Genomic DNA, 20,867 nt, shown 5'->3' on the forward strand with positions numbered 1-20,867 from the left:
ATCCGTCTCCATGCGCCTGAGCGTTCGCCTCGACGGGGGCATGTGCCGCCGTTGGCACCTCCGGCTGATCGAACGCCTCCTGCGCCGCCCCGGGCTCTCGGTGTCCCTCGACCTGTCGCCGGGACCAGGCGCGTTGCCGCCCAACGCCGCGCTGCTGTTCCGGCTCGAGGCGATGCTGCGAAGTCTGCCGCGCAACGGGCCGGCCCTGCGGGTCGAACGCGCGGACCTCCTGGCCGGTGCCGCCCCGGCCGACGGAATGCCCGACCTCGTCCTCGACCTCTGCGGCGACGCGGCGGGTCCGCCGGGCGTGCCGGTCTGGCGCCTCGCCTTCGACGGGGCCTGCGGCGAGGCGGCCCTGCTCGCCTCGCTGATGGCCGGGCGCCCGCCCGTGGTCAGCCTGACCGAGGACGGGCGGATCGTCGCCTCCGGCCGGGTCGGAACCGAGGCGCGGGGCATCATGCTCACCGCCTTCGAGGATGCTCTCGTTCGGACCGCGAGCCTGATCCTGGCCGCCCTCGGCGGAGCGGGGCCGCGGCTCGCGCCCGAGGGTGTCCCGATCCCGAGCCCGGCGCCGACGGGCTTCACGGCGGCCGCCCTCACGGCCCGGGCCGCCCGCACCTGTGCCCGGATGGCCGCCCGCCGGCTCTACGCCCTCTGCACCTGGGCGCCCCATTGGCGGGTCGGCTGGCGCCGGCTCGCCGGTCCCGACCTCATCGACCTCCAGGCCCATCCGGAGACCGGATGGCACACGCTTCCGGACGACGGGCGCCGCTTCTACGCCGATCCGTTCCCGATCGCCGATGCCGCCGGCACGGTGCTGTTCGTGGAGGATTACAGCCACGTCCTGCAGAAGGGCGTGATCTCGGCCGTGCGCTTCGGCGCCGACGGCCCCCTCGGGACACCGGTGCCGGTGCTGGAGGCCGCCCACCACCTCTCCTATCCGTTCGTCTTCGCGGAGGGCGGTGCCTACTGGATGGTGCCCGAGAGCGGCGCCACCGGAACCCTCGATCTCTACCGCGCCACCGCCTTCCCCGGCGGCTGGGTCAGGGAGGCGACCCTGATCTCCGGCCTGAATGCCAGCGATCCGACTCTTCTCCGGCACGACGGCCGCTGGTGGCTGTTCGCGACGGTGCGCGACGACGGCGAGCATGACGGCCCCTTCGCCGCCTGGGGATCGTATTCCGACAGCCTGCACCTCTGGTCCGCGCCGGATTTCCGCGGGCCGTGGACCGCGCATCCCGGAAATCCGGTGCTGATCGACATCGCCGCCGCCCGGTCCGGCGGCCGCATCGTCGCCCGGGACGGTGCCCTGTTCCGGCCGGTGCAGGATTGCCGCGACGGCTATGGCGGGGCGCTCGGCCTCGCGCGGATCCGGCGCCTCGACGCGGCGGGCTACGCCCAGAGCGTGGAGATGATCCTGCGTGCGGGGCCGCGCTTCCCGGGCACGGGCCTGCACACCCTCAACCGAACGCCGCATTTTGAATTCATCGACGGGGCCGGACGCGTCCGCCGGCGCTTCCGCGGCGGGGCGGGCGGTGTCTCCGAAACCTGACGTTTCGCAGCCACTTACGTCATCACGGACATTTTAATCCCGCCCCAGGAACAATCATCGGCGCGCACGCTTGTGCCACCGCTGGTGGGGGCAAGGAATCCGGTCCCCTGCGAGCCCGATCTCACATCGTCCTGCTCGAACGTCCGGAAGGGCCCCTCATGGCCGAGCCGCTCTCCTCCCGCACCGCTCCGATGCGAAACCCGTCGGCCCGTGTCCTGCGGGGGCTCGATGCGCTCAACTTCTTCCTCGCCGACGTCCGCGATGGGCTCGGTCCCTACCTGGCGATCTACCTGATCGCCGTGCGGGGGCCGGACCAGGGCTGGAACGAGGCCACCACCGGCCTCGTCATGACCATCGCGGGCATCGCCGGCCTCATCGCCCAGACGCCAGCCGGGGCGCTGATCGACCGGACCAATCACAAGCGCGCCATCGTCATCGCGGCGGCCGTCGCGGTCACGCTGAGCTGCCTCGTCCTGCCCTTCATCACGAATTTCTACGTGGTGGCCGCCACGCAATCGGTGGCCGGCATCGCCGGGGCGATCTTCCCGCCGGCGTTGGCCGCCATCACCCTCGGCGTCGTCGGCCCGAAGCTGTTCGCCAAGCGCATCGGCCGCAACGAGGGCTTCAACCATGCGGGCAACGCCGCTTCGGCGGCGATCGCCGGCGGTACCGCCTACTTCTTCGGACCGATCGTGGTGTTCTGGCTGATGGCGCTGCTCGCCGTGTGCAGCATCGGCGCCATGCTGATGGTGCCGTCCAATTCCATCGACGACGATCTCGCCCGCGGTCTCGACCAGACCGAGACGCAGGCCCGGACCGAGGGCGAGGAGGAACCGTCGGGCCTCACCGCGCTCCTGAAGAACAAGTACCTGCTGCTCTTCGCGGTGCTGGCCGCGCTGTTCCACCTCTCGAACGCCGCGATGCTCACCTCGGTGGGGCAGCTGCTCACGAAGCTCTCCGGCAAGGACAACGCCACCTCGCTGATCGCGATCTGCATCGTGGCCGCGCAGCTGGTGATGGTGCCGGTGGCGGTGTTCGTCGGCGCCAAGGCCGATGCGATCGGGCGCAAGCCGATCTTCCTCGCGGCGTTCGGCGTCCTGGCGATCCGGGGCGTGCTCTACACCCTGTCGGACAACCCGTTCTATCTCGTGGGCGTCCAGCTCCTCGACGGCGTCGGCGCCGGCATCTACGGCGCCCTCTTCCCCGTCATCGTCGCCGACCTGACCCGGGGCACGGGCCGGTTCAACGTCTCCCAGGGGGCCGTCGCTACGGCCCAGAGCCTGGGCGCGGCGCTGAGCGCGACCCTCGCCGGCCTGATCATCGTGTCGGCGGGCTACTCAACCGCGTTCCTGTCCCTGGCCGCCATCGCGGGCCTGGGCTTCGCCCTCTACCTCTTCGCGATGCCGGAGACGCGCGGCTACGAGCCCGGCCGCTCCGGTGCCGACGGTGGCGGCCTGACGCCCGTCCCCGCGCCGGCGGTCTGACCCCCATGGCCGCCACCGACGACATCCTCGCCTTCGCCCATATCGGCGACCTGCACCTCACCGATGCGGACGCCGACAACGCCCGCGACCTCCACGCCATCGTGGACCAGATCAACGCCGTGGACGGGGTCGACTTCGTCTATCTGCCCGGCGACAACGCCGACAACGGCACGCCCGCGCAGTACGCCCTGGTGCGCGCCGAACTCGACCGCCTGCGCCGGCCTTTCCACGTCATCACCGGCGACCACGACATGGAGGGCGGGAGCCTCGCGGCGTTCTATGCCGGCCTCGGCGTGCCGCGGCTGCCCTATGCGGTGACGGTGTCGGGCACCCGCTGCCTGTTCCTCGACATGTGCGGGCCGGGCTCCGGCGGACCGGATTTTCGCCTCGGCGACGGGCAGGTCGCCTGGCTCCGGCGGGAGGCGGACGCCGCCGAGGCGGAAGGGCACGACTGCGCCCTGTTCATGCACAGCTACCCCGCCGACCTGACGGGGGAGGGCGAGGCTGCGACGGTCGCAGAACTCGTGCACGGCTCGCGCATCCGCCTCGTCGAGATGGGGCACACCCACTACAACGAACTCGCCAATGACGGCCGGACCATCTACGCGGTGACCCGCTCGACGGGCCAGATCGAGGAGGGGCCGGTCGGTTACACCATCGCGGCGATCGACCGGGGCGTGGTGAGCTGGCGCTTCAAGGAACTGGCGCAGGGCTGGCCCTTCGTGGTGATCACCGCGCCGGCCGACCGCCGCCTCGCCCATGCCGAGGACCACATCGTCTCGGGCACCACCGAGATCCGCGCCCTGGTGCTCGGTGCCGGCCGGACGGCGGTCTGCGAGTTCAGCATCGACGGCGGTCCCTGGCGCCCGATGCGGCGCGCCGAGGGCGAGCGCCGCTTCCGCGCCACGGTCGACTGGCCCCCCGGCGCGGGACGCCTCACCGTCCGCGCCCAGGATTCCGAAGGCGGCGTCGGCCAGGACCAGATCGAGCCGGCCGGCGACGTCGGCGCCCTCGTCCGCTCCAAGGGCCTCGGCAGCGACGCGGATTCCGTCGGCGCCTGGCCGGACCGGGGCATCCTCGGCACCCAGCTCGGCCCGAACCGCAACGGGCGCCACTGGTAGGGCGCATCCGCCCTGCCCGACTTTCTTTCCGACCAAGGATTCCGAACCCGATGGGTGCGCTGACGCTGACCCCGAACCTCGTCACATGGGCGATCGCCGCCGTGGCCACCCTGGGGGTGATCACCCGTCCCTTCTCCTGGCCGGAGGCGATCTGGGCCGTCCTGGGCGCTGCCGCCCTCGTGGTGTTCGGCCTGATGCCGGCCGGGACCGCCTGGGAGGGCGTCCTCAAGGGTACCGACGTCTATCTCTTCCTCGTCGGCATGATGCTGATGTCGGAGGTGGCGCGGAAGGAGGGCCTGTTCGACTGGCTCGCCGGCATCGCGGTGCGGGCGGCCAAGGGCTCGGCCACCCGCCTGTTCACCCTGATCTACGTCGTCGGCACCGTGGTGACGGTCTTCCTCTCCAACGATGCCTGCGCGGTGGTGCTGACCCCGGCCGTCTACGCCGCCACCAAGGCCGCCAAGGTCGAGAACCCGCTGCCCTACCTCCTGATCTGCGCCTTCATCGCCAATGCGGCGAGCTTCGTGCTGCCGATCTCGAACCCGGCCAACCTCGTGGTCTTCGCCGAGCACATGCCGCCGCTGACGCAGTGGCTGGCGATGTTCGCGCTGCCCTCGGTGCTGGCCATCGTCGCCACCTACGCCACCCTTCGCCTGACGCAGAATTCCGTTCTGCGCGACCAGCAGGTCGCCACCGATGTCGAAATGGTACGCCTGTCGCGGACCGGGCTCGTCGCCGGCCTCGGCATCGTGGCCACCGGCGGCGTCCTCATCGGCGCCTCCGCCCTGGGGCTCGATCTCGGCCTTCCGACCTTCGTGGCCGGTGGCCTCACCACGGCGGCCGTCCTCCTGATGAAGCGCGGCGGCCTCGTCGAGGTCGCCAAGGACGTGTCCTGGAGCGTGCTGCCCCTGGTCGCCGGCCTGTTCGTGCTGGTCGAGGCCCTGGAGAAGACCGGCGTCCTGCGGATGATCGCCGATGCGCTGAAGCAGGCGGCGGCCGCCTCGCCCGTCGAGACCGCCTGGGGCGCCGGCACCCTGATCGCGGTGCTCTGCAACCTCGTCAACAACCTTCCCGCCGGCCTCATCGCGGGTGCCGCGGTGCAGACCGCCCACGTGCCCGACACGGTCGCGGGCGCGGTGCTGATCGGGGTCGACATCGGTCCGAACCTCTCGGTGACGGGGTCGCTGGCCACCATCCTGTGGCTGACCGCGATCCGCCGCGAGGGCCAGGACGTCGGCTTCTGGCGCTTCCTCAAGCTCGGCCTGCTCGTCATGCCGCCCGCGCTGCTGCTGGCGCTCGCCGGCCTGCTCCTCGTCTAGCTCCCTTGCGTCTCAGCCCGAAGTCTCCGGTCCAAAGTCCCTAGCCCAAGGTCCCCCGTGAACGCCGCACTGCTCTATCCCTTCATCCTCGTCGCGGGCGTCCTGCAGGCGCTGGGCAATTCGATGAACGCGCAGCTGCGCGGCCGGCTTGTGAACCCCTGGCTCGCCGCCTCGGTCTCGTTCCTGCCCATCGTGTTCGTGTTCGCCACGCTGTTCCTCGTCATGCCGACACCGCTCCCAACCCTGGAGACCCTGGGCAAGATGCCCTGGTACGCGCCCCTCGGCGGTGTGGCCGGCGCGGTGGCGGTGTTCGGCGGGCTCGCCTTCATCGACAAGGTCGGGGCCGGGCCCTTCAACGGCTTGACCCTGACGGCCAACATCCTGGCCTCTCTCGCCATGGATTCCTTCGGCCTGTTCGGGCTCCAGGGCGGCGGCTTCAAGCTGATGCCCTGGCTCGGCGGTCTGCTGATGGCGGTCGGCGTGTTCTTCATCGCCCGCACCACCGCCGACACGGGCGGGGACAAGGACGGCGGGCATGGGCTCAACCCGAAGCTGCTCTATCCCTTCATCGTGGTGGCGGGCATCCTGCAGGCCGTCGGCGTCGTCTGGAATTCGCAGCTGCGCGGCGCCCTGGTGAACCCTTGGCTCGCCGCCTCCGTCTCCTTCCTGCCCGTCGTGTTCGTGTTCGTGCTGGTGTTCCTCGTGCGCCCGACCCCGCTGCCCACCCGGCAGGACGTGTCCGGCGTGCGCTGGTGGATGCCGCTCGCCGGCATCACCGGGGCGGTGGCGGTGTTCGGCGGCCTGCTCTTCGTCGACAAAGTGGGGGCGGGTGCCTTCAACGGCCTCCTCATCACCGCCAACCTCCTGACCTCGGTGGCCCTCGACCATTTCGGCTGGGTCGGCATGAAGCAGGTCAAGGCCGGGCCCGCCCGGCTCGGCGGTGCGGCCCTGATGGTCGCCGGCATCGTGCTGATCTCGGTGTTTTGAGCGGCCCCTGCGTATTCGAAAACGCGAAGCTTGAGGACAAGCGGTTGCAGCCGCCGGGAAACGTTGGCCTTTTCGGCGCCCGGCGTGCTAAACCTCCGACGATCCCGCCCGGAGCCGATCCGCGTCAAGGGTGTGTGGACAGCCTCTCGTGCCGCCCGATTGCCGTCTCCCGGCTGAGTCCGGCGCGCGTCACGACCTGATCGGTCACCGAAATCCGGCGCCCGGACCGCCCACGCGGCCGCGCCGACGGGCATCTGCGACGCCGCGCCGAGCGCGTGCGGGAGGGTTCAAGGACAGGAATGCGATGAGCGACGAGACCGACGCCCGGACCCGATCCGAGGAGCGCGCCGAGCGGGCCGAGCGGATGGCCAAGGAAGGCGCCCAGGCCATGGCCGAGCATCTCGCCTCGGTGAAGGCCGTGGACGAGCGGACGGTGAAGCTGCGGGCCTTGCGCTTGGCCAAGGAGGCCGCCGACGCCGAAGCGAAGGCCGCCGCCCCGCCGCCCGCGCCCAAGCGCAAGCGGTCCTGAGACGGCCCGGCGGAGGAGAAGCCATGGCATTCGACCGCTCCCGTCGACCGAGCGACCCGCGACAGGCCGCCGAGGCGGCCTTCAAGGCCGCCACCACCAAACCCGTCGAGACCGCCAAGCCCATCGGAACGGCCAAGACGATCTCGGCCACGCCGGCCGCCCCGGCCTCGGTCGTGCCCGGCGCCCGCGAGATGGTCAGCCTGCGCCTCGACCGCGCCGTGCTCGAGCATTTCCAGAAGGACGGTCCGGGCTGGCAGGATCGCATCAACGCGGCGCTCAAGGCCGCCGCCGGGCTCTAGGCCGGGGCCGCACGGCGCAACGCCGCCGCGAGGCCTGATCGTGGGGGCATCGGCTCTGCCGCAGCGGTCGACGATTCGGATTCGGAAGCCTAGCCGAAGCCGCCCCGCTTCAGCCGCATCACGGTGCGGTCGAGGGCGCCGAGGAAGGCCGAGCGGTCGCGGGCCGAGAACGGCTTCGGCCCGCCGGTGATCGCGCCGGCCTCGCGCAGGTCCTGCATCAGGTTGCGCGTGGCCAGCGCCATGCCGATGCCGCTCTCGCTGAAGGGCTTGCCGGTGGGGGCGAGCACGTCGGCGCCCGCCTTCACGCAGCGGCTGGCCAGGGGCACATCGGCGGTGACGACGATGGCACCGGGCCGGGCTCGCTCGGCGATCCAGTCATCGGCGGCGTCGAACCCGTCGCTGACCACCACCCGTTCGATCCACGGCTCCCGCGGCAGCGCCAGGAAACTGTTGGCGACGACATAGACGTGCAGCCCGTATCGGCCGGCGACCCGGTAGGTCTCGTCCTTCACCGGGCAGGCATCCGCGTCGATGTAGACGACGATGGACCGGGTCGGCTCGGCCCCGCTCACTGCGCGGCGACCGCGTGCGGCGGTACGCCGGACTCCACCGTCTCCGTCCCGACGCGCTCCAGGGTCGAGACGCTGAGGGGCTGGCCGCGCCCCCGCAGGGCGTGGGCGCCGAGGGCTCGGGCGCGGATGCCCGCGGGCAGGCGCGCGATCCGGGCCAGCAGGTCGTCCGAGACGAGGACCTCGGTGCCGAGGGGCCGGCACAGGGATTCGATGCGCGCGGTGACGTTCACCGCATCGCCGAAATACGCGATCTTGTGCCGGTCGACTCCGACTTCCGCCGTGACGATCGAGCCGCCGTGCAGGGCCGCGCGCAGGCGCGGCACGGTGCCGAACCGCGCCATCCAGGCCTCGGATTCCGCGTCCAGGCGGTCCATCACGTCGAACACGCAGGCGACGCAGCGCGCATCCTTCAGGCCGCGGGCCATCGGCCAGGTGATCATCGCCATGTCGCCGATATAGTCGTCGATGGAGCCGGCGTTGCGCCGGACGGGCTCGGCGAGGGCCGCGAAGACCGCGCCGAGATAGGCCTGGGCCTTCAGGTCGCCGTGGGTTTCGGCGAAGGCGGTCGATCCGACGACGTCGAGGAACAGGAAGATCCGTTCCTCCCGCACGGGCTGGTGGTAGCGCCCCACGAGGAAGTTCACGAACACCTCGCCGCCGATGAGATCGCGCATGCGGATGACGAAGACGAGCATCGCCGAGACCGCGAGGCAGTAGGCCAGCACCCGCGGGGTGATCCGCACGGCGTGGCTGAGGTCGTCGTCGGTGAGTCCGAGAGCCCAGACCAGCAACCCGCCCAGCGCGATCCCGGCGGCGATCATCAGCACGTAGGCGAGCTCGGCCGCCGGCACGTAGAGCTTCGCCGGCATCCGGCGCATCCGCGCCTGTAGGCCGCCCAGGATCATGCCCCGGTCGAAGGCGAGCGTCGTACCGCCCACGGCCAGGCCGTAGGTCAGGCCGGCGAGGGGCGTCGCGCCGCCGGCGAACAGCACGTTGTAGAGGAGGCCCGCGCCGCCGCAGGCGAAGAGGATGAGGAGCCAGAACCAGCGGTGCTGCGGCAGCATCAGCGGCGTCCCTCGTGCGGTGCCCCGGCGGGGGCCGGCCGCGGCGATCCGGTCAGGATGGGGGAGGGTGCAGCGCTGCGCAACGGATGGACCCCTTCGGGGATGGGTCCGGAGGCGGCGGCGCCCCTTGGCGCGCTGAGCTTCGAACCCCGTCCTGATCATCGCCCCATGATGGCGCGAGTAAGGCCAAGGTGACGCAGGCCCGCGGATCGGGGACCGGTGTGGCCGCCATGCGTTGCCAGAGGAGATCACCATTCTGGGAGCGCGAGGCGGATGCGGAGTAGAACCTTCGGGACGGCGGGGCCGGCGGTGCCCGTCATCGGACAGGGCACGTGGCACCTCGACCAGGCGGACCGCGCCGCCGCGGTCGCGACTCTGCGGGCGGGCCTCGACGCTGGCCTGACGCATATCGACACCGCCGAGATGTACGGCGAGGCCGAGCCCCTGGTGGGCGAGGCCATCGCGGGCCGGCGCGCGGAGGTGTTCCTGGTGTCGAAGGTGGTGCCCGGCAATGCCAGCCGGGCGGGGGTGGTCGCCGCCTGCGAGCGCTCGCTCAAGCGCCTCGGCACCGACCATCTCGACGCCTACCTGCTGCACTGGCCGGGCCGTTACCCGCTGGAGGACACCATCGCGGGCTTCTCCACCCTCAAGCAGGCGGGCAAGATCCGGTCCTGGGGGGTGAGCAACTTCGACGTCGCCGATCTCGACGAGGCCCTGGCGATCGCGGGGCCGGGCCAGATCGCCTGCAATCAGGTGCTCTACCATCTGAAGGAGCGCGCCATCGAGCACGCGGTGCTGCCCTGGTGCCGACGCAACGGCGTCGCCCTGGTCGGCTATTCGCCCTTCGGGAGCGGTGACTTCCCCGAGGCCGGAAGCGCCGGAGGCCGGGTGCTCGCCCGCCTGGCGGAGGCGTACGGCACCACGGCGCGGGCCATCGCCGTCGCGTTCCTGACACGGGAGGAGGGCACCTTCACCATTCCGAAGACGGCGCGGCCCGAGCGGGCCCGGGCGAACGCGGCGGCGGGGTCGATCGGCCTGACGCCGGAGGATCGCGCCGCCCTCGAGGCGGCCTTCCCGCGCGGTCCGCGCCCGCGCAGCCTGCCGATGCTGTAGCGGCCGGGGCGAAGTTGTGGCCAATGGCCGGGGACGATCCGGCGCGGACGGTCCGCGCCGGGCCCCTGTGAGGAATGCGTGCGATGGTGCGATGGCTGGATCCGGTCGTCCTCGGCCTGTGCTGCCTCGCCGGCACCCCTGCGCTGTCCGAGGACGCCAAGACCGACAAGAGCCGGCCCGACACGCGCAATCCCGACCAGCCCAACGGCGAGACCCTGACGATCGACGAGAAGGGCATCACCCTGCGCTTCCCCGATGTCGCCAAGCTGCGCATCGGCGGCAAGCTGCAGCTCGATTACGGGGCGGCGGCCATCCGGCAGCCCGGCTTTCCCGAGCCCTTCCCGGAGAATTTCGCGGTGCGCCGGGCCTGGATCGAGAGCTATCTCACCCTCGGCAAGAGCCTGGAGCTCGCCCTCCAGTACGATTTCGCCGACCCGATGCGGCCGATCAATGACGCGGCCGCCGCCTATACGGGCTTCGCGAACACCCTCCTGACGGTAGGCAACATGAAGGAGCCCTTCAGCCTCGACCAGCTGACCGGCGACAACAACACCCTGTTCACCGAGCGCTCGCTCGCCGATGCCTTCGCGCCGGCCCGCAATTTCGGTTTCGCGCTCGGCCGCCACGGAGAGGACTGGACGGTGGTCGCCAGCGTCTTCGGCGGCAACGCCAATACCGGGGTCGGCAGCGAGGGCGTCGCCGCCACGGGGCGCGCCACCTACGCGCCGATCCACGAGGACGACAGGGTGCTGCATCTCGGCCTCGCCGGAAGCTTTCGCGATCTGCCCCGCGACGGGCAGGGGCTGTCGCTGTCGAGCCGGTCCGAGGCGTTCCTGTACCAGCGCGACTTCGTCGACACCGGCGCCATCCGCGACGCGTCGGGCGTCCGCCGCATCGGCCTCGAGGCGGCCTATCGCGACGGCCCGTTCCTGGTCCAGGCCGAGTACATCCGCACGGAGGTGGAGCGCTTCGGGGGCGCCCGCACGGTCGGCTTCCAGGGCGGCTACGTCCAGGCCAGCCTCATCCTGAACGGCAAGGGCCGCGCCTACAAGCTCGCCCCCGATTACGGTGCCACCTACGCGATCTTCTCCGGCGTGCAGGTGGCGGAGGCCGACCGTGTCTCGCGGGGCGGGATCGGCGTCTTCGAACTCGGCACCCGCTTCAGCGCCATCGACCTCGACGATGCCGGCATTCGCGGCGGCATCGAGCGCGACGTCACGGTCGGACTGAACTGGTACCCCGACCGCAACATCCGCGTGGTCGCCGACTACGTCCGCTCGCATACCAGCCCGTCGGCGGTGCAGGGCGGCCGCACCATCGACGCGGACAGCTTCATCGGGCGGTTTCAGCTCTACTGGTAGGCGGTTCGGGATGGCCTAAGCCCGTTGGGCAGGCTTGCGGCCGGCCCCCGGGGCGATGCTACGATGCGCCGGCAGGCCGGGCCGCGCCCGGCGATCCGGGTCGGCATGACGATCCATGGAACGCACGGAAGTCCTGATCGTGGGCGCCGGGCCCACGGGCCTGGTCCTCGCCCTGTGGTTGACACGGCTCGGCATCCGCGTCCGGATCATCGACCGGACAGCGGGGCCCGGCACCGCCTCCCGGGCGCTCGGAATCCAGGCGCGCACCCTCGAACTCTACCGCCTCCTCGGCGTCGCCGAGGCGGTCGTCGCCGCGGGGCACCGGGTGCCGGCCGTCAACGTCTGGACCGCCGGCACCCGGCGCGCCCGCGTGGCCTTCGCGGCCGACCCGCGGAACCCGACGCCCTATCCTTTCCTGCTGATCTACCCACAGGACGCGCACGAGCGGCTCCTGATCGATCGTCTCGCCGCGGCCGGGATCCGGGTTGAGCGAGGCACCGAACTCATCGGGTTCACGCAGGACAGGGCGCGCGTCGTCGCCACCCTGCGCACGGCCGAGGGAGTGCCGGCCCAGGTGGCGACCGCCTATCTGGCCGGGTGCGACGGCGCCCGCTCGACGGTGCGCGAGACCCTGGGCATCGGGTTCCCGGGCGGCACCTACGATCGCTTCTTCTACGTCGCCGATCTCGCCGCGGACGGCCCGGCCATCGACGGCGAGATCCATCTCAACCTCGACGGGGCCGCCGATTTCCTCGCCGTGTTTCCCCTGGCGGAGCGCGGGCGGGCGCGCCTCGTCGGAACGATGCGCGACGATCAGGCCGGTCGCGGCGAGCGCCTGACCTTCGACGAGATCGCCGTCACGGCGCTGGAGCGGCTGCGGATCGCGCCGCGGACCGTGAATTGGTTCTCGACCTACCGGGTGCATCACCGGGTCGCCGACCGCTTTCGCGACGGGCGCGCCTTCCTGCTCGGGGATGCGGGACACATTCACAGCCCGGCCGGCGGGCAGGGCATGAACACCGGCATCGGCGACGCGATGAATCTCGGCTGGAAGCTCGCCGCCTGTCTCCGGGGGCGGGCCGACGACGCTTTGCTCGACACCTACGAGACCGAGCGGATCGGCTTTGCCCGCCGGCTCGTCGCGACGACGGACCGGGTGTTTACCCTGGCGACGTCGGAGACCCCGCTGGCGCAGCTCGGGCGGACCACCCTCGCGCCCCTGCTGGCACGGCTCGTCGCCGGTTCCCCGGCCCTCCGGCGCTACCTGTTCCGAACGATCGCGCAGATCGCCCTGGCCTACCGGCACAGCGCGCTCAGCGCCGGCCGGGCGGGCCGGGTCCATGGCGGGGACCGGCTGCCTTGGGTGCCGGGCGCGGACGTGGACGACCCGGAATGGCGGGTGCGGGTCCACGGGGCGGCGGCGCCGGACCTGGCGCGCTGGTGCGGTCAGCAGGGTCTGTGCCTGCACGTCTGCGCCTGGAGCCCCGAGGCCGAGCGCGTCGGTCTTGCCCGGGACGCCCTCTACCTCGTGCGGCCCGACGGCTACGTGGCCCTCGCCGATGGGCAAGCCTCCGTCTCGACGCTGGCCGCCTTCCAGGCGCAGCACGGGTTGACCTGGGGAGCGGACGACTGACATTGATCCGGCTGGACCGGAGCCAGGACTGTATCCGCCGGCTCGCGCTGCGCCTGGGCGAAGCGCGGACCCGTCACCCCGCAGCAACGATTGGAGGGGATCCGGAGCCGGCGCTACTCGCCGACCCCGAACAGCTTCTCGAGGAAGTTGCGGTCGTCCTGGCTCGGGCCGCGGCTCGCATCCGCGTGGCGGGCGGCCGGGCGCGGCGGGGCGGCGGCCTGCGGCTCGCCCAGGAGGGCGCCGATCAGGCCGCCCGGGGTGCTGTTGGTGACGGCGGGCTCGGACGACGGGCCGCGGTTGCGCCAGCGATTGGCGCCGGGGAGCATCACCGGGCTCTGGCCCTTCAGCGCCACGGTCATGTAGGCCTTCCAGATCTCGCCCGGCAGGTTGCCGCCCGAGACCTTCTTCGTCGGCTCGCCGTCGTCGTTGCCGAGCCAGACGCCGGTCACCAGGGTGGCCGAGAAGCCGATGAACCAGGCATCGCGGAAGTCCTGGCTGGTGCCGGTCTTGCCGGCGAGATCCCAGCCCGGAACCTCCGCCTTCCTGGCGGTGCCGCTCACGAAGGTTTCGTGCATCATGGCGTTCATCATCGAGACCGCGTTAGCGTCGATGACGCGGCCGAGGCCGCCGTCCTTGCGCCGGTAGAGCACCTTGCCGTCGGCACTCTTCACGCTGGCGATGACGTAGGGGATCACCCCCGTGCCGCCATTGGCGAAGGCGGCGTAGGCGCCCACCATCTCCAGGGGCGTCACCTCCGAGGTGCCGAGCGCGATCGAGCCGTTGGCCTGCAGCGGGGAGGAGATGCCGAGGCGCTGGGCCGTCTGCACCACGGTCTTGGGCCCGACCTCCTGGCCGAGGCGGACCGCCACGGTGTTGAGGGAGAGCGCGAGGGCGTCGCGCAGGGTCACCGCGCCCCGGTAATCGCGGGAATAGTTCTCCGGGCTCCAGCCCCTGATGCTGATCGGGGCGTCCTCCCGCACGGAATCGGGGGTCAGGCCGTGCTCGACCGCCGCGAGGTAGACGAAGGGCTTGAACGACGAGCCGGGCTGGCGCTTGGCCGTGGTGGCGCGGTTGAACTGGCTCTGGGCATAGTCGCGCCCGCCCACCAGGGCGCGGATCGCCCCGTCCGGCTTCATCGAGACGAGGGCGCCCTGGGCGACGTTGTAGCGGCCGCCCTTCTGGTTCAGCTCGTCCACCAGGGCCTTCTCGCCGGCGGCCTGAAGGCCGGTCTCGACGGTGGTGGCGATGACGATGTCGCTCTCGAACTTCGGCACGAAGTCGTCGAGGACATCCATGACGAGGTCGGCGACGTAGTTGGCCGAGCCGCCGCCGCGTACGCCGGCGGGCCGGGCCGGGGTCGCGAGCGCCAGCTTGACGTCGGCGGGCTTGGCGAAGCCCAGCTCCTCCATGGCGGCGAGCACCTGGGCGGCACGGGCCTGGGCGGCGGGCAGGTTGCGGTTCGGCGCCAGGCGCGACGGCGCCTGCACGAGGCCGCCGAGCATGGCCGCCTCCGCCAGCGTCACGGCCTTGGCGGGCTTGCCGAAATAGCGCTGGGCCGCGGCCTCCACGCCGTAGGCGCCGGCGCCGAAATAGACGCGGTTGAGGTAGAGCTCGAGGATCTCGTCCTTGCTGTACTTGTGCTCCAGCCAGAGGGCCAGGATCGCCTCCTGGATCTTTCGCGATGCGGAGCGTTCCGGGGTGAGGAACAGGTTCTTGGCGAGCTGCTGCGTCAGGGTCGAGCCGCCCTGCGACACGCCGCGGCGGGTCACGTTCTGGGCGACCGCGCGGGCGATGCCGACGGGATCGACGCCGAAATGGCTGTAGAAGCGCCGGTCCTCGATGGCCACGAAGGCACGCGGCAGGTAGGGCGGCAGTTCCTTGATGCCGACCACCCGGCCGCCGGTCTCGCCGCGATTGGCCAGGAGCGAACCGTCGCTCGCCAGGATGGCGATGTTGGGCGGGCGCTTGGGGACCGCGAGTTGGTCGATCGGCGGCAGCTGCGACGCGTGGTAGGCCACGAGCCCCGCGATGCCGATCACGCCCCAGAGGCCGAGGACGAGGACGCCGTAGACGAGCCGGCCGAGGATCGAGCGGCGGGCCCGGCGCGGCGCCTTGCGCAGCGCCCGTGATGGGGCGGGGGCACGGCTCTTCGCGCCGCGGCCGCCCCGTGAACCTGACTCGCCTCGTGCCACGCCGCCTCCCGCGCGATCGGCGCGCGAGAGCCGCAGATCGAGATCGGCCGGGTCCCCGACACGGCCCTCGGGCACGTCGAAGTTCGGCTCCCCCCTGCCCGCGCCTCCACGTCCCTTCGCCATGCGTCCCGTCTGCCCCAAGGTTCGTTCGCGATTCGAGCGACCCTGCTTGCGCACGGTAATTGCGGCGGGTTTAAGGGGTGTTAACCGGCTGATTTTTCAAAGCCTTGAAAAACCAGGGGAAATTCGACGGCCCGCGCGGTTCGTGCACCGGATGTTCAGGGGGCGACCGGGGCGGCGGGAGCGGCCGCCCGCTCGACCCCCGCAACCCGGTGGGCCTGCTCACGCCTTCTTGCGCAGGGGCCGGACCGAGACGGAGCCGTGATCGCTGAATCCGGTGGCGGCGCCGAAGGCCTGCAGATGCGCCTGGTCGGGGCGGGCCAGCAACTGGATCTCGCCGCATCCGGCCGAGCGCGCCGCCTGCGAGGCCGCCTTGAGGAGAAGGCGGCCGATACCGCGCCGTCGGGCCTCGGGATCGACCAGCAGGGTGGTGATCTGCGCCGTGGGCAGGCTGGCCGTGAGGGAGGGATACCAGTGCAGGACGACGAGGCCGCTCGGCGGACCCCAGTCGACCGCGACGAGGGCCGCGCCCGAGCCGTGCCGCAGGGCCTCGATCCGCTCGGCCAGGGTCTCGCTCGCGGCGGGGTGGCCGGAGCCGCGCAGGAGTTCGGCGAGGCCCGCCGCGTCGCTGCTGTTCGCCGCTCGGATCTCCAGCCCGTAACGGCTCGCCACGCATCACTCCGGTCGGCTCCCCCGGCCGGAGCCGGCGGAGCAAGGGTCTTGCGGGTGGTTCTAGTCCCGGCGCATCAGGCCGAACAGGGCGAAGCCCGCCAGGGCCGCGAGACCGAGGGCGAGACCGCGATTGTCCTGGAAGCGGCTCGCCGCGGCCTGTCCTGCGGCCCGCAGGTCGTTGCCCAGGGGCGAGCCGCTGAGGATGCGCTCGGCCCGGGCATGGTTCTCCGGCCGGGTCGCGATCGACACTTCGAAGGCGTCGTCGTCCACGCGGTCGATCTCGATGCTGTTGCGGGCGAAGCCGGCGCGCGACAGACGATCCCGTGCCACGCGGGCGGCCCTGAGAGACGGAACGGTCACGGTCGCCAACACGCTGTCAGACATCAAGTTTTCTCCCTGTTCGGCAGACCCAACCACGGCCGCGGGAATACGGTTCCGTGATCGCGGGTTCTGAGCGTGACGGGCGGCCCGGCCTTAAGCTTCCCGCAACCACCCTGGACCTAAGCCCGGGCCTCGCCCGGCGGATTCCCACCCGCGCGGGCCATGACGAGGAGCCTGCCGGACTTGCGCGATCCGTTCGTTCCTGCCGCCCTTGCCGACCGCCTCCGGGAGAAGCGCCGAAGGCCGCGGTCCCGCGACGCCCTGGCCTACGAGCCGGCCAAGCCGGTCTTCGCCGAACTCCTCGATGCGCGCGGGCATGGCACCGGCCAGTTCGTGCGGCTGTCGCAGGGCATGGTGGAGGCGATCACGCGAGGCGCCCGCGCGGACACCTGATCGATCGGGGTCAGCGGTCGCAGCCGATGCAGATGTCGCGCACCACGCGCTCGCGCCCGTGTCCCGTGCGCTGGTTCGGCAGGTGTCCGTCGAAGGCCTGCTCCGCCGCGCGGGTCGGCGGCGGAACCGGCTTCGGCGGCTCGGGCGCGGCCGGTTTCGGCGCGGGGGCGGTCAGGGCCATGTACTGCGCCGCGGCGGGCGCCGGTGCGAGGCCGGGTACCAGACCGGCGAGGGCGAGACCCAGGGAGGCCCACCGAGGGCGGTCGCGACCGAGTGGGGCGGTCGCGGGACGTGGCGTGGCCATCGAAGCCTCCGATCGTGGGCTCTCGGTGCGAATCGCCGCCGACCGCCATGCGGCGATCCGGCGTCCCGCCTGACGGGAACGAGGGCAGGCAGGGATCGTTCCCCGTCCCTTTGGCCGGCCCCGGGGCCGGATGGGACCGCATCCATGCTGCACCTCCTCGTGGCCGATGGGAACGACCGGTCCGGACGGGCCGATCACGTCTCAGCCACCGGCGTCACCTCGGCGCAAGCCTATGCGGAGGTCCTGCGCCAGATCTCACCCGGGGTCGACTGCACCCTGATCACCCCGGCCGACGCCGATGCGGCTTTGTCCCCCGGGACGCGGCTCGCCGCCTTCGACGCCCTCTTCCTCACGGGATCGACGCTCCACGTCTGCGACGCGTCCGACGCCGTGCGGCGCCAGATTGACCTCGTGCGCGAAGCCCTCGGCGCCGGGCTTCCGGTCTTCGGCTCGTGCTGGGGCGTCCAGGTCGCCGCGGTGGTGGCCGGCGGCCATGCGGCCCGCAACCCGAAGGGTCCGGAATACGGATTCTCGCGCGATCTCGTGCGCACCGAGGCCGGGCGGGCGCACCCGCTCCTCGCCGGGCGGGGCGAGCGCTTCGATGCCCCCGCCATGCATCTCGACGCCGTCATCACGCCGCCGGCCCACGCCACGGTGCTGGCGGGCAACGCGGTCCTGTCGGTCCAGGCGATCGAGATCCGGCACGGGGCCGGCGTGTTCTGGGGCACGCAGTACCACCCCGAACTCGATCTCGACGCCCTGGCCGCGATGCTGCGCCTCAGCGCCGAGGACGTGGTGGAGGCGGGCGCGCTGCCCGACCGCGCGGCGGTGGAGGCCTATGCGGCGGACCTCTGCCGCATCCACGCGGACCCGGAGGGACACCGGGACCGGATCGCCCGCCACCGGCTCGGCCCCGACCTGCTGGAGCCGGCCCGCCGGCGGGCGGAGATCGGGAACTTCCTCGACCGTCTCGTCCGGCCGCGGGTCGAGGCCGCGGCCTGAGGGCTCAGACCGCGCGCAGGGCGGGAGCGCCCGGCCGCGGGCGGGCGCCGACGATGTGGAATGCCCGCGGTCGCACGAACAGGAACGACAGGCGCGTGTGACGGATCATCCGCTCGAAGCCCAGCGGAACCAGGATCGCCACCACCGTGACGACGAGGCTCGCCCAGCCGATGTCGGTGATCGCCCCCGACCGCACGATCAGCGTGCGGGTGAGGGCCATCGGCAGGAAGAACGCGAGGTAGATCACGATCGAGCGCTGGCCGCAGGCCCGCAGCGCCGCCGTCACCGGCCCGCCGGCCCGGGACATCAGGGCCCCGATGGCGACGATCGCGAGGGCGCCGGCGCCGCTCAGGACGAGGGCGAGGCCCGGGAGGTTCGCCAGGACCGGCACGGCTGGGAAGCCCGTGGGGACGAAGACCATCGCGGCGTTGACCACGGCCCAGAGTGCCAGTCCGAGCATCGCGGCGCGGGCGTGGCGTTGCACGAGATCGGCGAAGGTGAAGATGCGCGCGGCGAAGAGGTAGCCGACCAGGAACCAGACGTAGCGGTCGCAGAACTCGTCGATCAGTTCGAAACCGGTATGGATCGGCAGGACCTGCAGCAGTGCCGCCCCGCCGAGGAGCCAGGCCGTCGGCACCGGCCGCAGCGCCTTGGTCAGCACCGAGAACACCGCCAGCAGGTAGATGAACCACAGGGTCGAGTAGGGTTCGACCACCGCCAGGGCGAGGTGGGCGACGAAGGCGCCCGGCCCGGCTCCGTCGGTGATCGGGCCGTACTTGAAGGTCGACTGGATCAGCACCCAGAGGACGTAGAAGTAGACGAAGTGCACGAGGCGCCGGTCGAGGAACAGGCGCCAGTCGCGGTCGATGACCCGGCCGAGGAACAGGCCCGACAGCAGGAAGAAGTCCGGGATGCGGAACGGGCGCGCGAAGGCCACCACGGTGTGCAGGAAGCCCTCGCCTTCCATCGCGATCCCGGTGCCGAGCGTCGCATGCATCATGACCACGAGGATGATGCACAGGCCCTTGGCGACATCCACCCAGGCGAGCCGGGCGGCATCCCGCGGGAATCCCGCTGCGCGCTGCCCCGTTCCGTCCACCGTTCCTTCCGCCATGCCTTGTCCCACCGCGACCGCCGCCATGATCCGCCCCCGCCCACAGGACCCCGATCCTTCGGCGCCAGGTCTTAAGGATGGCGATACGGCGAGGACCGCCCGCGGATCATGCCGAACGGAGGGTAAATGCCGGGCCGTGACCGGCTCCGGTTTGGGCCGCGCCTTGCCCGCGTGCTGCCACGCCTCGCCGCCTCAATGCGGGTCGCGCTTGGCGCCCCGGCGGTCGCGGGTCATGCGGGTCGCGGCGTGAAAGTCGTCCGGCTTGGTGCGGACCCAGGCCAGGAACTCCGCCATCTCGGGCGCCGCCCGCAGGGCATCGACGTCGGCGAGGCGCCGGGCGATCTCGGCCTCGCTGAAGCGGGCATGGATCGCCGAATGGCAGATCTGGTGCAGGCGCACGGTGCTGGCCCGCGCCCCGCCCTTCAGCTTCGGGGTCAGGTGGTGCAGGCTCGATTTGGCATGGGGCGGGATCGGCCGCTCGCAGAGCGGGCAGATCACCGGAGGCTTGGCCTGCGGACCGTGCGTCGCCGGGTCGTCGTCGCGCCAGAGTCGGGCTCGTCGTCCCAAGGGTGTCTCCCGTCGGATGCGTGCGTCAGTGGACCGCTGCCGGAACAGGCCGGCGGTGGGCGGGGTCGTTCGGTTGGAACACGGCCGCGGCCTCGCGGTCCTGGGTCCCGAGAATGGAGACGTGGTCGCCGGCGATGACCGTCAGGCGCGTGCGCGGACCGGCCTGCGCCGCCAGCCGCTCGGCATGCGCGAGGGGCACCACCGGGTCGTCCCGGCCGTGGACGATGACGATCGGACCGCCCTCGGCGGCGATGCGCGCATCGGACCGGAAGGTGTCCCGAAGGAGCAGGCTGGTCGGCAGGAAGGGGAAGCGCCCGGCGACGATGGCGGAGAGGGAGTCGAAGGGCGCCTCGAGATAGAGGCCGAGATGCGGCCGGGCCTCGGCCAGGGCCACCGCCACCGCGGCCCCGAGGGAGTGGCCGTGCAGCAGCACCGGGGTTCCGGGGACCCGCGCCTGGACCATCGCGTAGGCCGCCTGTCCGTCGGCGATCAGCCCCGCCTCGCTCGGACTCCCGGTCGAGCCGGGATAGCCGCGATAGGCGATGGCGAGGACGCCCCAGCCCGCCCCGCGCCAGGGAGCGCCGGCAAAGCGCGCCGCACCGGGCTCCGGACGCGAGCCGTTGCCGTGGAAGCTGAGCACCACGGGACAGCCCGGCTCCGGCGCGCGCCAGAACCCGAACAGCCGCTCGCCGTCGGCCGTGGGCAGGCTGATCGCCTCCGTGCCCGGGGGGGGCCGGCCGGGCGGGGGCGGGCGCTCGGCTGCGGAAGGCGCCCGGATAGATCAGGTGCCGCTGGAAGACGGTCAGCAGGGTCACGGCCAGGACGGAGAGACCGAGGATGGCGGTGGCCACGAGGGAAGCGAGAAGGCGCATGCGCTCGATGAAGGGGAAGCCGCGACCGAGCGACGACCCCGGACCGTCGTGGCGGGGCGCCGAACCGCGCCGGACCCTGGGGATGGAGGGGACACTGGGGCGTCCCCGAGAGGTAGGGCTGGACTTTGGCGTGTCACCAGCGATGTTGCGTCGCGTGAATGCTCCCGCGCCCGTCCCTCCCCGAAGCGGCCTCCGGCCCCAAAGCCGCCTCCTGAC

Annotated in this window: 21 protein-coding genes; 12 read left to right on the forward strand and 9 right to left on the reverse strand. The window is 72.0% G+C overall.

Going from position 1 to position 20,867, the window contains the following annotated elements; translation table 11 throughout:
* Positions 1-10 precede the first annotated feature (10 nt).
* The 7 genes from ASF41_RS17300 (at position 11) to ASF41_RS17330 (ending at position 7,291) form a co-directional block, all read left to right on the forward strand.
* On the forward strand, positions 11-1,552 hold the full coding sequence (locus ASF41_RS17300) for a hypothetical protein (RefSeq protein ID WP_056495349.1): 1,542 nt from the start codon (positions 11-13) through the stop codon (positions 1,550-1,552).
* Between the two features lie 158 nt (positions 1,553-1,710).
* Complete coding sequence (locus tag ASF41_RS17305) at positions 1,711-3,036, forward strand: MFS transporter (protein ID WP_056495352.1); 1,326 nt, start codon at positions 1,711-1,713, stop codon at positions 3,034-3,036.
* A gap of 5 nt (positions 3,037-3,041) precedes the next feature.
* Positions 3,042-4,157: a metallophosphoesterase gene (locus ASF41_RS17310; RefSeq protein ID WP_056495355.1), complete on the forward strand. Its 1,116-nt coding sequence runs from the start codon at positions 3,042-3,044 to the stop codon at positions 4,155-4,157.
* A 50-nt stretch (positions 4,158-4,207) separates the two neighbouring features.
* Positions 4,208-5,476: an arsenic transporter gene (locus tag ASF41_RS17315; protein ID WP_056495359.1), complete on the forward strand. Its 1,269-nt coding sequence runs from the start codon at positions 4,208-4,210 to the stop codon at positions 5,474-5,476.
* Between the two features lie 57 nt (positions 5,477-5,533).
* Entirely contained in the window at positions 5,534-6,463 is a 930-nt protein-coding gene (locus ASF41_RS17320; protein ID WP_056354798.1) for a DMT family transporter, read from the forward strand.
* 304 nt (positions 6,464-6,767) lie between these two features.
* Entirely contained in the window at positions 6,768-6,992 is a 225-nt protein-coding gene (locus ASF41_RS17325) for a hypothetical protein (protein ID WP_055956977.1), read from the forward strand.
* Positions 6,993-7,015: 23 nt separating this feature from the next.
* Positions 7,016-7,291, forward strand: coding sequence for a BrnA antitoxin family protein (locus ASF41_RS17330; protein ID WP_056212274.1), 276 nt, complete (start codon positions 7,016-7,018; stop codon positions 7,289-7,291).
* Positions 7,292-7,380: 89 nt separating this feature from the next.
* On the opposite strand, the gene ASF41_RS17335 is transcribed toward ASF41_RS17330, so the two are convergent.
* Positions 7,381-7,863, reverse strand: a complete 483-nt coding sequence (locus ASF41_RS17335; RefSeq protein ID WP_056495362.1) for a YaiI/YqxD family protein — start codon at positions 7,861-7,863, stop codon at positions 7,381-7,383.
* Positions 7,860-8,927 (reverse strand): adenylate/guanylate cyclase domain-containing protein, encoded by a 1,068-nt coding sequence (locus ASF41_RS17340; protein WP_056495365.1) that lies wholly within the window; start codon positions 8,925-8,927, stop codon positions 7,860-7,862. The genes ASF41_RS17335 and ASF41_RS17340 overlap by 4 nt, the downstream gene beginning before the upstream one ends.
* 273 nt (positions 8,928-9,200) lie before the next feature.
* Between ASF41_RS17340 and ASF41_RS17345 the strand changes: the two genes are divergently transcribed.
* The 3 genes from ASF41_RS17345 (at position 9,201) to ASF41_RS17355 (ending at position 13,034) form a co-directional block, all read left to right on the forward strand.
* Positions 9,201-10,040 carry an aldo/keto reductase gene (locus ASF41_RS17345; RefSeq protein ID WP_056495366.1) on the forward strand — a complete coding sequence of 280 codons (840 nt, stop codon included), beginning with the start codon at positions 9,201-9,203 and terminating at the stop codon, positions 10,038-10,040.
* Between the two features lie 83 nt (positions 10,041-10,123).
* A complete protein-coding gene (locus ASF41_RS17350; RefSeq protein WP_082504655.1) occupies positions 10,124-11,401 on the forward strand; it encodes an OprO/OprP family phosphate-selective porin in 1,278 nt (425 codons plus the stop codon).
* A gap of 115 nt (positions 11,402-11,516) precedes the next feature.
* Positions 11,517-13,034, forward strand: a complete 1,518-nt coding sequence (locus ASF41_RS17355) for an FAD-dependent monooxygenase (protein ID WP_056495369.1) — start codon at positions 11,517-11,519, stop codon at positions 13,032-13,034.
* Between the two features lie 113 nt (positions 13,035-13,147).
* Here ASF41_RS17355 and ASF41_RS17360 read toward each other — a convergent pair whose 3' ends face one another.
* The 3 genes from ASF41_RS17360 to ASF41_RS17370 form a co-directional block, all read right to left on the reverse strand.
* The gene (locus ASF41_RS17360) at positions 13,148-15,349 is read right to left on the reverse strand and encodes a transglycosylase domain-containing protein (protein WP_056495371.1); all 2,202 of its coding nucleotides are present in this window, start codon (positions 15,347-15,349) and stop codon (positions 13,148-13,150) included.
* 219 nt (positions 15,350-15,568) lie between these two features.
* Positions 15,569-16,018 (reverse strand): GNAT family N-acetyltransferase, encoded by a 450-nt coding sequence (locus ASF41_RS17365; RefSeq protein ID WP_056495374.1) that lies wholly within the window; start codon positions 16,016-16,018, stop codon positions 15,569-15,571.
* Positions 16,019-16,078: 60 nt separating this feature from the next.
* Positions 16,079-16,402 (reverse strand): hypothetical protein, encoded by a 324-nt coding sequence (locus ASF41_RS17370; RefSeq protein WP_056212260.1) that lies wholly within the window; start codon positions 16,400-16,402, stop codon positions 16,079-16,081.
* A 180-nt stretch (positions 16,403-16,582) separates the two neighbouring features.
* Between ASF41_RS17370 and ASF41_RS17375 the strand changes: the two genes are divergently transcribed.
* Positions 16,583-16,792, forward strand: coding sequence for a hypothetical protein (locus ASF41_RS17375; RefSeq protein ID WP_056212257.1), 210 nt, complete (start codon positions 16,583-16,585; stop codon positions 16,790-16,792).
* Positions 16,793-16,802: 10 nt separating this feature from the next.
* Here ASF41_RS17375 and ASF41_RS17380 read toward each other — a convergent pair whose 3' ends face one another.
* Positions 16,803-17,096, reverse strand: coding sequence for a hypothetical protein (locus ASF41_RS17380; RefSeq protein WP_056495377.1), 294 nt, complete (start codon positions 17,094-17,096; stop codon positions 16,803-16,805).
* Positions 17,097-17,240: 144 nt separating this feature from the next.
* Between ASF41_RS17380 and ASF41_RS17385 the strand changes: the two genes are divergently transcribed.
* Complete coding sequence (locus ASF41_RS17385) at positions 17,241-18,098, forward strand: glutamine amidotransferase-related protein (protein ID WP_056495380.1); 858 nt, start codon at positions 17,241-17,243, stop codon at positions 18,096-18,098.
* Between the two features lie 4 nt (positions 18,099-18,102).
* On the opposite strand, the gene ASF41_RS17390 is transcribed toward ASF41_RS17385, so the two are convergent.
* The 3 genes from ASF41_RS17390 to ASF41_RS17400 all read right to left on the reverse strand — a co-directional run bounded on the left by ASF41_RS17390 (position 18,103) and on the right by ASF41_RS17400 (position 20,422).
* On the reverse strand, positions 18,103-19,212 hold the full coding sequence (locus tag ASF41_RS17390) for an acyltransferase family protein (RefSeq protein ID WP_056495998.1): 1,110 nt from the start codon (positions 19,210-19,212) through the stop codon (positions 18,103-18,105).
* Between the two features lie 192 nt (positions 19,213-19,404).
* Positions 19,405-19,779, reverse strand: a complete 375-nt coding sequence (locus tag ASF41_RS17395) for a hypothetical protein (protein WP_056495383.1) — start codon at positions 19,777-19,779, stop codon at positions 19,405-19,407.
* 25 nt (positions 19,780-19,804) lie between these two features.
* Positions 19,805-20,422 carry an alpha/beta hydrolase gene (locus ASF41_RS17400; protein ID WP_244479694.1) on the reverse strand — a complete coding sequence of 206 codons (618 nt, stop codon included), beginning with the start codon at positions 20,420-20,422 and terminating at the stop codon, positions 19,805-19,807.
* Positions 20,423-20,867 lie beyond the last annotated feature (445 nt).

Source organism: Methylobacterium sp. Leaf111, assembly GCF_001423285.1.
Taxonomy (GTDB): Bacteria; Pseudomonadota; Alphaproteobacteria; order Rhizobiales; family Beijerinckiaceae; genus Methylobacterium.